Here is a 14,184-nt window from a genome sequence, read left to right as displayed (position 1 = left end):
ACATGAAACAAAAATTGTTTTTAATTAGTTTACTCTTTACAGCATATCAATGCTTATATGCTCAAACTTCAAATTTATGGATTGTATTAAATCCCAATGCAGGAGATACAGCTCAAGTTAATGAAGACATCATTATTAATAATGGATCTATAATTCAAAATTATTCATCTGGGAATATCAATTGCTCTCAAACTAGAAATAATAACGATTTAATATATTCAATTACTTTTAATGGAAGTGATTTTAATAAAGATGGTAATAATGATCTCGTTTCGTTTGACTTAAGTGTAAAAGGTTATACTGGAGCAATGTATAACTATAGTGCAGATGAAAATGCTTCTTCTGTTTCAAATTATGGAACACAATCTGATGTAACAATAATTAATAATACTTGGGGCGTTTTTGGAGATTTTGATGTTGACCCTGGTGAATCATTAGTTTATGAAATTAAAAACTTTATGGTTAATGGACTGAGTTCTGATTTCACTCATGAGTCTGATTTTACGCTTGTTGATTTAATTGAGACTAATGGAGGGCGTGACCATACCATGATTTTTGGTCTTGGTAACAATTTAGAGTCTTTTGAAATGGATAGCAATAAGAGTTTTTCTCCATCAGGTATAAATAATTCGTTTTCTGTAACAGGAGCAGGTAGTCCTACTACTGTTACACGTGAATTTGCAATTACATCATTAACATTTAATATTAAAATAAATGGACCAAATAATACGGTGTGGGATGTAACCGATTACTCAACTTTTGAAAAAGGACCTACTCTATATCATGATTACCCTGCGCAAACAGAAAATAAAACAACATTTCCTAGTTTTTCTTGGAATAAAATACCTAGATGGGTAGCTGCAAGGAACGCACAAGCTTTTTCAGATCAACAAATAAAAGATATTGCAGACAATTTTCAATTAATCATGTTAGAAAAAGCGAACGCTCAAGGATTCACTTATATCGAAGATGGAATAGAAAACGCAGCAACTAGAATTAAAGCTCTAAACCCAAACTTAACTACGCTTTTTTATTACAATACTTATATAAACTATGGTGGTTACAGAGCTAATATAGAATACGATCAAAATGCAGCTGCTTGGAGCACATACGAAAACGGAGAAATTTACCTTTTTAAAGATTTATATTATTGGTATAATCAAGATGTAGAAGGTATGAGAGACTGGTGGATTGATACTTGTTTAGAAATGGCCAATTTAGATGTTATTGATGGTGTTTTTGTAGACAAGGTAGTAAACCCAGATGTTAATGGTGATGTTTTTTTAGGAGATGGTACTACTCCATCAAATAACTACACTAGAATGTTAAGTGATTTATATAATCAGTTACCTCCAAATAAGCTATTAGTTGGGAATACTTTAAGAAATGAACGTGCTGGAGCTTCTAGAGGTTTAATGGACATAATGGATGGTTCGTATATGGAACGTTGGGATTTCCCTAGTGCTGGTCAAACCAATGCAGATGCAATTGCTGTTTCTATTCAGTTAATGAGAGAAGCATTACAAAAAGGAAAAATGATAAATTTTCAAACAAGTCCGGGCTCTGCTACTGAAGAAGAAAAGCCAACAGATGATGATGAATTATTAGCCTATACCAAAGAACATGTCTATTTTCCGTTAGCAATCTTTTTAATAATTGCAGAAGAGAATGCTTATTTTAGTTATACAACAGGAGTAAATGCTTTAAGCTCTAGTTCCGATTTATGGAATACTAGTTTTATAGACGAGTTTCATTATTACTTAGGGGCTCCTCTAGGCGACCCTATCAAAAATGGATATCTATATGAACGTTCTTTTGAAAACCTAGATGTTTCGGTTAATCTAGAGACTAAAGAAACTGTTTTTAATTGGGTAGATAAAACGATAGACCCTACTACCCTATCTATAAATAATGATATCAATTTTAATAATCCTATCGATCTATACCCTAACCCTATAGATAATACATTTAGCTTATCTCAAAAAATAAAATCTGCAACAATCTTTAATACTTTAGGTCAAAAAATCATGTCATTTTCTGAAAACAAAAATGAATATGATATATCTAATTTAAAAAACGGAACCTTTATTATTAAAGTTCTTTTTGAAAACAATAAAAAGCAGTCTTTTCGTTTTGTAAAAAAATAAAGTGATGAAATTTTATATTTAACGTCAATTATTTTATAAAAAAGAGATCGTCTAGAAATTACTTTCTAGACGATCTCTTTTTGTACAAAAAAACTTGATGGAATACCTTCTTCATACGTTCCAATAAAGGAACAAATCTGTCCGCCTTTACCCTATACTTTTTTTATTTCAAAAAATGTTCGATAGGTATGAATTTATCAAATTCTTTGATCTCTATATTTCGATAATAAATTTCTGCAGTTTCTGATTGAAACCCAAAAATCCCAGAACTTGGTTTCAAATTAAAAGCCATATTTACAATTTCACCATTTAATTTATGAATAGAGTACTTATCACCCATAACAATAATCTCACATTTATTCCATTGGTTATTTACCCCATTAAAATTCTGGGTAGGTTTCGCAAAGTGCAACCAATGTCTTTTTTGTTCGGGTATTCCTCCATCATCTGGGTGTAAAAACGTTTTACCGTCTGTTGTACTATACCAATCGTAATTTACTCCTTTAGGTCTAATTAAATCTCCTGTATGATTCTTATTATTTAAGTGATTATATCGTATTTGGTACTCTATCCCTACAGGCCAAACAGCATCATTAGTTACATGGTAATATACACCTGCATCATATTGCCATCTTCCAAAATTATTGGCTATTCTATCACCCCATTTATATTCAAATCTTAATATGTATTTATTGTACGCTTTTTTACTATATATAAGTCCATGCGTATCATTCTCCCCTGTATTTAATTTATATTCTTTTGGAAAATCTTTGTTAAACACATGAATCTCTCCGTTTTCTACAGCAAATATTTTTTTTGCCATTTCTTCATCTCCACTTCTAATTTTCAAATACCAACCTTCTAAATTTTCGCCATTAAATATTTTTTTAAAGCCTTCGTCTTCACCAATATTGGTTACTTTTTGAGCACACTCTAAAAAAATAATTATTAAACCAAAAGACAAGACTAGTTTCAACATTTGGGTAAAGTTTGGTTTTTTCATTTTTTTATAATTTTTAAAATAATCCCTATGATTAAAGTTAAATTTTTGATGCGTTCATACATAATTAATCATTTTGAAATGATGAATAATATTGATGACTTGGTAATCTTTTTGTTCTAGAGCTATATCCAAATAAATTTATTTCATCATCACTTTTAGGTAATTCTTCAATAGTTAGATTAACATTGCTTATATCTTTTGAAGTAATAATTACGGATTCATTTACTTTCAAATCAATAGTATAAAAACCATCCTTTCCCTTTTTTATAAAACGCTCTTTACCATTAATATAAAATTTAGGGTTTTTAATATCTATCTGCACTGTACAAATATTTCCTTTTAAACTTTTTATAGACACAAATTCTGTAGTGCCATTTACCTTTTTTGCACTAACTAAAAAAGCACCTTGTGTTCTTAAATCATGAAACGCAACGTCTTCCCATTTTTTAGGACTCGCAGGAAACACTCTTATTTTTCCTCCCCAACTTTGAAGCATCATATCATGCAAACTTGTTGTAAAAGACAAAGGGCTTTCAATAACAGGGTTACTTTTCCCCTCAGCATACATAGTTGTTGATGAAATATTTTTATGCTTTATTAAAAAATCAAGGTAGTAATAGGCTTTTTCAGCATCTCCTAAACAGGCGTACATGGAGGAAGCACCAGTTGCGGTATAACCTGTTACTGGCATTGCTTTTATTGCTATTCCACTATTAAACGTAACATCCAACCAATGGTCTAGTGAGGTACGTAATAGTTTTTTATCCGCTTCGTTTTCTGGACTAATAACCATTAAGGGATAAAAAGCTAACAAGTGAGAATAATGGCGGTGGGGTAAAGAAAAAGGAATATCTTTTCCTATTCTAAGTCCATTTTCATCAATTTGAAATTCCACCAAATTATCTAACAGATACTCCCATTCCTTTAGTAATGGATCATTTAAAGCATGTTCGTTATTAATATCAATTAAAGTCTGACAACTCCATCGGATTAATGCTAGTGTAAAATTTATATCTTGACCGTGTCCAGGTTTATATTCTGGAGACCAACTATTTTTAATATGTATTTTTCCATCATTGGAATCTACAGGATTCTCCTTTATATAATTCAAATAACTATTCACTGTCTTTTTTAATATAGGAAATAGTTTATCACGCATACGAATATCATCTCCAGCAAATTTGCAATGCAACCAATAATCGTTTAGCATCCATGCTAACATATCGGGTACTTTTGCACCATTATAAGCTATTAAGTCTTGAGGCAACAAAGCTGCCACGGCAGCACTATTTTTCCATCTATCCGGAACATTTCCTTCTAAATTTTCAGCATATTTATCAATATTATTTGGTAAAGATTCTCCTATAGACATTCTATTTGCCGTTAAATGTGTCCAATAAATTAATTGCACATTTAAATCGCCCCAAACCATAGGCCAAAACGTTCTATTGTACCATGGTCCCATTAAATCTAAAATAGGCCCATTACCTCGTACGGCAGATGCCAATTTGTACATTTGTATCCAATAAAACGATTCTTTTTCAGCATCGTTGATGGTTAAAAAACTTAGAGGATAATAATCATGCCACCATTTTTGATGAGAAGTCACAAAACTATTTTCTTCCATAAGTTTTTCTGCAACTGTCAAGTTTTTAGTTACAATCTCTAAAGAATTATGTTCGGGATAGCTGTGGTGAACGCTCGTAATTAATTGTTGTTTCCCCGAAGGGTTACCTGTAATTTTCCATCCTGTTGTGGTTTCCCCTCTATTATTAAACAAGGGTTGATAACAAAAATCATAACCGTTTTTTGAACTAAATGTTGGTTTTGGAGGCATTTCTAAATGTGTTGCACGCATTTTATCCCAAGCACTTCCTTTTGGTCCGCCTCCATTTTCAAGTGCTTCATATACTGGAGGTATTGGAGCTTCAGGATACCATGTCATTTCTATTTTTTCATCCTTACCTGCATTTGTTTCAAAATAAATAATATCTTTTTCGCTATGCGTAAATCCTCTAATTTCATAAGTCCCTTTCGATGTCGTGATTGTTCCGGTTAATTCTGCATTCCATAAACTTAAACGCATATCAACTCCTATTACTTTTCCTTTCGAAACCAAATCAAAATGACCTAAAGGCAACCTACTGCGCTTTATCCATAGCATTTCTTCGTCTTTAGTTTTAGCTTCTCTATGGTCATAGTAATCATGTCTGCCTACGTAAACAGACATCACATTATTTCCTTTCTTTTTTGTTTGATAAAAAAGAAACCCAACATTTCCATTACCTGTATACGGTGCTGTTTGCCATTTATCGGGAACAACATCCCAAAGCATATCATGTTTTGATAGAAAAGATTTGTAATCAACTTTAAAATCGACTTGTTTCTTCTGTGAAAAAATTGGAATCGAAAAAAGAATAACACTAAAAAAACACAGTGTTTTAAATTTTAAACTGGACATTGAAATTGTAAGTTGTAATTAGTAAAAATGTTGTTTCTATAAATTGTCACATATTTATTATGCAACATATTTACAAAGATGTTTTATATAAGTATAAATCTCTTTCTCTAATCTTGCTATTGCTTTCTGTAAACGAACATAAGATTAATTTTTCTCCATTTTTCCTATAAAGGCATTAAGCTGCTACAGGCTAAGAATCTCTTAAAATTTAAAGTATCAATATTATATTGGATTTTACTCTCCAACCAAAGACGCACCTTCAGGCCTTACATAAGGTTCGTAACTTGGAATAGGATTACTAAGTAACCTATCATTAATTTTTTTCATTATAAGCATTTCATCTGCCATCATATAACCATTTAAAAAAGGATATATTAATCCCTAGTAAAAAGGTTATAAGATATCATAGAAGCTATGTTTTTTTATACAGAGTTCATAATTATTTTTTAAACTCTATTTCCATTTCTTTCTGATTTCTTACTATATTAAATGTCGTGTTTTCACTGAAATCATATTTTTTATAAGTGTCTATAAAATTAGATATGTTTTTGACTTTTTCTTGCTCAACACCAATAATGACATCACCTTCTTTAATAGATGATTTCGACAACTTACTGTTCTTATCTATTTTTAAAATGATAACACCATCCATACTATGCGTTCCGAAAGAAGATTGTTCCTCAATGGTTTCAATCTCTTTAAGAGTTGCTCCTAACCAATTTTTAGTTTTTGTCCCCTCTTTCTCTGAAGATTCAATTTGTAAGTTTGGAATTTCTGGTTGTTTAGCAATAGCTTTAAGTTCTGGTTTTTGAACACCAAAACGATCCATAGGGAAGTTTTTAAAACCAATTTTTAAGGCTGGTGAATTTTCTTTTACTGTAAAATCTCCTTTCTTAGGGTTTATAAATAATGGATTGCCGTATAAACTATTTGCATCCGTACTATTACTCTGTGCTTTTTTCAAGGCTGTTTCGGTTGGAAATAAATTATAATCCACTTCTTTCCCCCATCCTTTAAGACGTATATCGGCATACTTTTTCATGACAATATTATTTGTAAAAACATCTTCACTATTTGAAAACCAAACATGCGGATGAAAGGAGTTATTTACCATAATATTATTCTTAACAACACGGTGATACCCCTCTCTTAACTTTATCCCTCTGTTTAAACAAAGGTTATTATAAATTTCATAATTGGTAGACCCATCATCTAAATCGATATCCCATCCATGGTCACAACGAAATCGATTATTTCTAATAATGGTAGTATGCATAGCATCCCACATTGGCATTTTTGGGTTTTGCTTTACCAAACTATCCATCACATTATACTCTGGATGCCAAAAACGATCACGCCCCCAAGAATTAAATGAACCGTGGTCGCTTGTTTCTAAAACGGTATTAAACACATCGTTATATTCAATAATATGACCGCCCCACGTACCTTCACTAACATTAATTCCAGAGCGAGGTACATCATAAATACTATTGTTTTTTACATGAATTTTCATAGCCATGGAAATCTGTACTCCAGCAACTTGCTTTTCAATACGTCCAATCTTATATATTAAATTGTCTTCCACTTTACAGTTAGAAGGGTATAACTCATTTTTAGGCCCTGTAATGGTGTCCATATCTTTCATAGGAACAAACTCTCTGTATTGATACGATGGTGAGCGCACTGCTGTTGAGTCACCAACAAAAGAGATTGCAGATGCACCACAATTATATATATGGTTACCAGTAATTTCTATGTTTCTATTATAACCATTTGCAAAAATAACGTTACCACCAAGATTTGTAAATTCGCAATCATTAATGGAAACATTTTCTGTACCATCTAGTAATAAAGCGCCTCCTCTATAAATGGTCCAATCACTACGCAAAAGTTGATGATATTGTTCCATAAAAGTACGTGAAGCATGTTGAAAATTAACACCCGAGATATTTACATTTTTCACAGGGTTTTCTGTGTTTCCTTTTATTTCTATAAGGTGTTTTAAAACACTTACTTCAATTTTGGCATTTGCTAAATCTGTATCACTATTTTTCCAAACATACAGTTTATGATTTGTTTTATCTAAATACCATTCTTTATCACTATCTAATTCTTCAAATACATTCTCTACCATTCTATATTTGGCATGCATTGGTGATGGACGATTATTTTGATGCCCCCCTTTTAATTCTAACTCACCATCTTCTGCTACAGAAACAATTTCATAATGAAAACCTCCCCAACGGCCTCGATGCATAGCATGTACAAAACCGCCTTTTGGTTTTTTCCAATTAGAAATGCGCTCTTTATCTATAGCATCTTCTGCGTAGCCTTGCCAATAGCGTCCATTCTCATCATAATTCGGGTACCTTGCTAAAATTTGCTCTTCGCCATTAATAAATAGTTGATTAAAATCTAATGTAGAATCAATATTAGTGACCAAAATATTTTCATTAAAAGACTCCCATTTCGTGTCAATAATTTTTGAACCTTTGATTGTAACTTTGTCTACTCCTTCTCCAACAATATTTATATTATTTAATTGAGATGTAATAACCAAAGTAGATGATAAATGATAATCACCTTCTAGAAGATGTATTTTAATATAATCGCTTTCATTTCTTATAATTGACAGGGCATTATCTAAGGCACTTTTTAATGTTTTTAGAGGCTTTTCTTTTGTTCCATCATTGGTATTATTGCCTAATGGGCTAACATAAATATCTATTGTTTTATTTTTGCAACCATGAAAAATGATAGTTAACAAAAATAAAAAACTCATACATAACACTTTTTTCATTTTTAAAATCAAATTTATATTTCGTTAATTTAAACGTATCTGTAAAAACCCTATTTTTTATGTAAAATAACTACATTTATTTCAAATATTACATATACAAACCAAACATTTCAAAACTAGTAAAATAAAGAGTTTGTTTGAGGCCATTCAATAGTTTTATCACCATTTTCTTGAATTTCACCTTGTGTTGTTCTCCCCTCTTTTAATTTGTTTTATAAGTTTACGGTTTATTAAAAAAATATTATTGTTCGTGAGAAGATTAAGTTATTATATAATACACATACTATCGTTAGAATTAGCAAAATAAAAGGTAGCAATTTTAAATTGCTACCTTTTTCTATAAGCCAAAGTTAATTTCAGTATTATTAATTTTCTATTCTTTTTCTCTTTTCTATAACCAGACAAGATTGTTTTATGCTCTTTTCGACTCCTTCCTTCTCATAAGGCTTTTTAGTATTCTACTTCAAGATTCAAATAAGTTAAGTTGAATTCCTAGTGGTAAAAAATATTCTATAACTAAAAATGTTCAAGTATTGTATTTACATATTTTGAGCAGTCATATTTTCTTGAGAATATACATTTTTTTTAAAGTCAGTACTTGCAACAGTATAATAACTTTCTAATATTCTTTTATAATTTATCCCTTAAATTTGATCGTAGATTATTCTATTAAGAACAAAAAAATAAAAATGAGTGATCTTTTTTTTAATTATTTTTCATTTTATTAAAAACTTACTTCAACAACAAAACCGTTTTTATTAGTTTGTATATCTTTTAAATTAACCCTAAGTCCATCATCTGTTTGATTCCATTTCACTTCTTTTTTACTACCAAGGATTTTTACACTTTTAATTGTGCCTTCTTTTTTCCCTAGAGCTTTTATCGAAATTATTCCAGAGGCTTCAACGAGAGATATAGCATATACTTTATTATTTTTAGTAGTAAACCAAAAATCTTGAGGTGTAAAACTTCGGCTAAAGCCTTTAGCGGCTCTATGTCCAGTCCCTTCTAAAAGCGTTTCTTCTTGCCCTTCATTTGGAGTTTTCCAACGAGAAGTTCCGTATACAGCTTCACTATTAATTTGTATCCATGCTCCCATTTCACGTAGTCCTTTTGCACTTGCTTCTGGAACATGCCCTACACCATCTGGTCCAATATTTAAAAGGTAATTACCGCCTTTAGACATAATATCTACAAAATAGTATAAAAGTTCTTTTGTGCTTTTCCAATCATTATCATAAGATTTGTAACCCCAAGAATTATTTGTAGTACCACAAGTCTCCCAATACTTCTCTAAAGTTTCATCTGCAGAAGGAATTTTATTGTCTCCTGCATCTAAATAATCACCAAACTCCCATCCTACTCTTCTATTTACTAATATATTTGGATTAGCATCAAATATTAGTTTATAAAATCGGAATGATTGTTCTTCTGTAATAAAACCTTCTCCATCAAACCAAATTAATCGAAGTTTTGGTAATGCTTTTACGAGTTCATTAATTTGAGGGTACGCTTTACTTTCCACATATGCCTCGTGGGTGTTCGGACTAGGATCCCAAAGATTTTTCCCCATTGGATGCGTAAAAACACCTAAAGAGTCATTCACTTTTTTAATATTTACATAATTACCATCTGTACCATCTTTCCAATCATTTCCATGAGAATAATACACGCCAAAATCTATCCCTTCATTTAAACAAGCTTCGTATAATTCTTTTATAGCGTCTGCTTTGTAAGGTGTTGCATCTACCATATCGTAATCTGAACTCTCAGAATCAAACAAGGCAAATCCATCATGATGCTTCGATGTAATGACTACATATTTCATCCCTGCATCTTTAGCTAGTTTTGCTATGTTTTGTGCAAAAGACTTATCAGGGTTAAATGTTTTTGCTAATGTTGCATATTCATCTCTCGGAATTCGGAATGCATGCATAAGCCATTCTGCAACTTTAGGTCCTGGATAAGGCGCATCATTAATCCTAGTGCCTTTCCAAACACCTCCGGCTTGAGAATATAAACCCCAATGTATAAACATGCCAAACTTTGCTTCTTTAAACCAATCTAGGGCTGCTTGTTTCTCTGGTGATTGATGCATTTTTAACCATTCTTCATGGTGCTCACCTGTTCCTATTGGGTTTCTAAAATTGGGAACAATTCTAATTTGCTCAAAATCGGCAGTAGTTTCAATTGTCAATATATGTTTTCCTTTTTTATTGAATTTAATTGTTTTCTCAAATTCTGAAACTACTTGATTTTTATATGTTTTGTAACTTTCGTTGATAGATTCTTTTATTTCTTGTTCATCTACATTTACCCTTACTATTTCTAAATCTTTAGTTAGTAACTTAGTAAAAAGAACTTGAACGTTATAAATAATAGGGTGCTTAACTTCAAAGTCCCAAGAATAAGAATTACCATCTTTTATAGCATCCGTTTTATTGAGTAATATCCATTTACTAGTTTGATCGAAGGACTCTTTAACTGGTTCGCTAATTTGAATTGTTTCTGAAGCCTTTTTACATGAATGCAAACCAAATAAAAGCGTGATACAAACATAGATAGATAGTTTTTTAATTTTTTTCATAAATACTCTAATTGATAAATAATTCTAAAATGTGTTTAATTGCTTCTTATTAAGAGATTAAAAAAATATTATTAATCTATAATTCATTTATGTTATTGAGTTTACTTTTTATTATAAACTGATTTTCATCAATTAGAACAATACAATATTCTTTTGCCTCTTTGGGCACTTTAAAAGAGAAGCTTAACCCTGCTTCATTTGTATTGATTGGTATTTTTAAATAAGTAGATTTTGTTTTTGCTTTTTTCTCGTTTGATTTTTTTCTAATTTTATCTTGGACTTTTATTAGCGCATAACCATCATTAATTTTAGATTTCCCTCTTTCTAGTTCAACCGTAGCTCTATTTGTTTTAGAGTCAAAAACATCCTTTATAATTTTTGGAACGTAAATGGCATTTTCTTTCCCGAGATAATCCTTTTTCTCTAAAGGGTTTTTATATGGGTATTGTGCCTTGTAATCTTTTAGATACTTTTCTAATTTTGCAGACAAGTTTTGAGTTACTTGTGTGTCTTGTTTAGAAATATCATTTTTTTCTTCTAAATCATATCTTTTGCCATCCTTATATAAACGATATAATTCGTAACTACCATCAATAAGGTTTTTATATAATTTATAATCTCCACTTCTTATAGCAGATTGCATTTGAGAATCTCTGTTATGAGGAAAGTGCCACCATAAATCTTCTCTAGGTTTTCCATTTTTATTTAAAATAACAGATTCATTATTTATTAGAACGCCCGAAATATCTAAACCATCAAAATCTGAGCTGTATTTAGCAGGAATTTTAGTGTTTGTAATATTTAAAATTGTAGGAAATAAATCTAATTGATTCATTAACCCATTATAAGTTGATGCTTTAGCAATATTTGGTCCAGAAATTAGCATGGGCACTCTAATCCCTCCTTCTTGGTTAAATTGTTTCCCTTTATCCAGAGGGTAATTATCCGTAATTATTTCTTTTCCATGTCTTTCAGTTCCACCATTATCGGAAGAAAATATGATATATGTGGTTTCGAATAATTTTTTACCAGGATTTCTAGGGTCTTCTGTCTTTTTAAGATACTCTACAATACGACCTAAACTCCAATCTAAAGTAGTAACCATAGAACCATAGTAAGGATTTGTTTGCCCTTCTGAAGACATTGGAATATCTTCTTTAGGAAAATCTACGCCTAATTTGTCACAATAATATTGCAACAATTCACGATTCTTTGTGTGAATTGGATAATGAACCATCCAATGTGCTAAATACAAAAAAAACGGTTCTTCTTTACTCTTGTCAATAAATTCTAAGGCTTTTTCGGTAACATCGTCTTTTGGGTACGAAATTCCTTTAGGCGAATTTTTAGTAAAAGGCGGGTATTTTTCATCACTCAAACGATACGGATCTTTATCTGAGTATGTTGCAAAATTAGTTAATCGATTGTTAGGTTTTTTAGACCCTTGATGCGCGCCTCGAGATTCAAAAGCAAAATCAAAACCTTGATTTGTTGATTTTTGAATTTTGAGATCTCCCATATGCCATTTTCCAACATGTCCAGTTTTGTAACCATTCATTTTTAAGGCTTCTGCTATAGTAAAATGTTCAGGACTTAATCCTAATGGATAAAATGGTGAAATATGTGTAGAATATTTTGTGTCTGGTATTCTTCCGCCAGCTACATGTGTTATTCCTGTTTTTGCAGGATGCAACCCTGTAAGCATAGCACATCTAGAAGGCGCACAACTAGGAGCTGGAGAATATGCATTGGTAAAATTTACACTTTCATTTGCCAGTTTTAAAATATTAGGAGTCTCCCAAGGTGTCGGTTCATTTAAATTATTTAATTCAGTATCCTGCCAACCCAAATCGTCTGCATAGAAAATGATAATGTTGGGTTGTATAGCATTATCTTTTTTCTGACTATTTACATAGTTAGAAAAAAAACATATAGTTAAAGCTAAGGTTAAGAGTGATTTCCTATTTTTCATTATAAAGTTTTTATTTCCAGTTTAATTGAGCTGTTTGATTTTCTATATCTAACCAAACGTCTAAGTGTTCAAAAGATCTTGTATAAATGTATCCATCACGTATGGCATATCCTTTTGGTGCTCCTAAGTTTTTCTCATATTGAGAAAATGTTTTTAACCAGGTAGCTGAAGTTAAACTGTTATAGCCATCATGAGGGTACACATAGCTATATTCCTCTGCACAAACAAGAAAAATAGCTAATAAATAATTTAAACGCTCATTAATATTATCGTCTTTATTTATTTTTTTTCTCGCATCATCAATTCCTACTTTAGCATTATCTAATGCTTTACCAAGACCTATGGACATGGCAACAATTTTACCTTCTCTAGCTGTTTTTTGAAAAGCATCAATACCCTTAGCCAAGTAATCTTCATAAGTCATTCCAAAATTCTCATGCTCAAACCCTTCCAAATACGTTCCATCAAAAAACCTTAAATATTCTCTACCTACATCTTTAAATTCTGGACGAACTCGCAAAATATTTGCCAGAAGTATATTATCTTTCCCTAACTGTGTATTTAACTCTTCCATCATTGTTAAATATCCAGATTCAATTTCTTTTTGCTTCTCTTTCCCCACTCTACTGTTAAAAAACCCGGGTACTAATACCTTTATATTCGCATCCAAGAATACCCCATCAATATAAGGGCTACTTGTTATTTTATTAACATGATTTAACCAATGAGAACGCACTTTATCTTTTGATAAATCAAAAAAACCCGTTTTTTTGTTAGGCATTAAAGCTTTATCACCTCTGTTATTAAAAAGAAGCGCCTCTGGATTTTTTTTTAAAAAAGCGTCATCTTCTTTATATCCTCCCCAATTAATAACCACATTCTTATAATACAATATTTTCGTATTTGGGTTTATGGCTTTAACTGATTTTGCTGCTTGAATAGTTCCTTCTTCTGTAGATCCATACGTTTTACTTCCTGTTGTTTTTTCGAATGTAATTAAGGGGAATTTTGCTAAATAATTTATCTCTTCATTTGTAAAAGCTGTTGCTTTACGAAGGTGCATATACAATGGCATTGTATCCCATGAGAAATCAGGTAACATAGCGTGTGATTCGTTAGTATTAACATGTTCAGCAACTTTTTCTTGAGATTTACATGCACTAAAAAATAACACTACTATTATTAACCCTTTTACTAACAAATGTTTCATTATA

General features: G+C 31.2%; 8 protein-coding genes. 1 reads left to right on the top strand and 7 read right to left on the bottom strand.

Annotation, left to right across the window (positions count from 1 at the left end; translation table 11 throughout):
- Positions 1–2 precede the first annotated feature (2 nt).
- Complete coding sequence (locus Q4Q35_RS07250; RefSeq protein WP_303277294.1) at positions 3–2,147, top strand: putative glycoside hydrolase; 2,145 nt, start codon at positions 3–5, stop codon at positions 2,145–2,147.
- 163 nt (positions 2,148–2,310) lie between these two features.
- Here Q4Q35_RS07250 and Q4Q35_RS07245 read toward each other — a convergent pair whose 3' ends face one another.
- The 7 genes from Q4Q35_RS07245 to Q4Q35_RS07220 all read right to left on the bottom strand — a co-directional run bounded on the left by Q4Q35_RS07245 (position 2,311) and on the right by Q4Q35_RS07220 (position 14,180).
- Positions 2,311–3,150 (bottom strand): 3-keto-disaccharide hydrolase, encoded by an 840-nt coding sequence (locus tag Q4Q35_RS07245; protein WP_303277293.1) that lies wholly within the window; start codon positions 3,148–3,150, stop codon positions 2,311–2,313.
- A gap of 64 nt (positions 3,151–3,214) precedes the next feature.
- Positions 3,215–5,611: a glycosyl hydrolase family 95 catalytic domain-containing protein gene (locus tag Q4Q35_RS07240; RefSeq protein ID WP_303277292.1), complete on the bottom strand. Its 2,397-nt coding sequence runs from the start codon at positions 5,609–5,611 to the stop codon at positions 3,215–3,217.
- A 234-nt stretch (positions 5,612–5,845) separates the two neighbouring features.
- Positions 5,846–5,959 carry a hypothetical protein gene (locus Q4Q35_RS22570; protein WP_496559756.1) on the bottom strand — a complete coding sequence of 38 codons (114 nt, stop codon included), beginning with the start codon at positions 5,957–5,959 and terminating at the stop codon, positions 5,846–5,848.
- Between the two features lie 91 nt (positions 5,960–6,050).
- Positions 6,051–8,393, bottom strand: coding sequence for a PDZ domain-containing protein (locus Q4Q35_RS07235; protein WP_303277291.1), 2,343 nt, complete (start codon positions 8,391–8,393; stop codon positions 6,051–6,053).
- Between the two features lie 742 nt (positions 8,394–9,135).
- The gene (locus Q4Q35_RS07230) at positions 9,136–10,998 is read right to left on the bottom strand and encodes an alpha-L-fucosidase (protein ID WP_303277290.1); all 1,863 of its coding nucleotides are present in this window, start codon (positions 10,996–10,998) and stop codon (positions 9,136–9,138) included.
- A gap of 76 nt (positions 10,999–11,074) precedes the next feature.
- Positions 11,075–12,970 (bottom strand): sulfatase, encoded by a 1,896-nt coding sequence (locus Q4Q35_RS07225; RefSeq protein ID WP_303277289.1) that lies wholly within the window; start codon positions 12,968–12,970, stop codon positions 11,075–11,077.
- Positions 12,971–12,980: 10 nt separating this feature from the next.
- The gene (locus Q4Q35_RS07220; RefSeq protein ID WP_303277288.1) at positions 12,981–14,180 is read right to left on the bottom strand and encodes a putative glycoside hydrolase; all 1,200 of its coding nucleotides are present in this window, start codon (positions 14,178–14,180) and stop codon (positions 12,981–12,983) included.
- Positions 14,181–14,184 lie beyond the last annotated feature (4 nt).

This window comes from Flavivirga aquimarina, assembly GCF_030540835.1.
GTDB classification, from domain to species: Bacteria; Bacteroidota; Bacteroidia; order Flavobacteriales; family Flavobacteriaceae; genus Flavivirga; species Flavivirga aquimarina.
This window is presented reverse-complemented; position numbering and strand designations above follow the sequence as displayed.

What these genes read in the sequence shown, in the direction of transcription:
- Q4Q35_RS07250 (WP_303277294.1), top strand. Translation starts at nt 3, where the DNA reads ATGAAACAAAAATTGTTTTTAATTAGTTTACTCTTTACAGCATATCAA.
- Q4Q35_RS07245 (WP_303277293.1), bottom strand. Translation starts at nt 3,150, where the DNA reads ATGAAAAAACCAAACTTTACCCAAATGTTGAAACTAGTCTTGTCTTTT.
- Q4Q35_RS07240 (WP_303277292.1), bottom strand. Translation starts at nt 5,611, where the DNA reads ATGTCCAGTTTAAAATTTAAAACACTGTGTTTTTTTAGTGTTATTCTT.
- Q4Q35_RS22570 (WP_496559756.1), bottom strand. Translation starts at nt 5,959, where the DNA reads ATGGCAGATGAAATGCTTATAATGAAAAAAATTAATGATAGGTTACTT.
- Q4Q35_RS07235 (WP_303277291.1), bottom strand. Translation starts at nt 8,393, where the DNA reads ATGAGTTTTTTATTTTTGTTAACTATCATTTTTCATGGTTGCAAAAAT.
- Q4Q35_RS07230 (WP_303277290.1), bottom strand. Translation starts at nt 10,998, where the DNA reads ATGAAAAAAATTAAAAAACTATCTATCTATGTTTGTATCACGCTTTTA.
- Q4Q35_RS07225 (WP_303277289.1), bottom strand. Translation starts at nt 12,970, where the DNA reads ATGAAAAATAGGAAATCACTCTTAACCTTAGCTTTAACTATATGTTTT.
- Q4Q35_RS07220 (WP_303277288.1), bottom strand. Translation starts at nt 14,180, where the DNA reads ATGAAACATTTGTTAGTAAAAGGGTTAATAATAGTAGTGTTATTTTTT.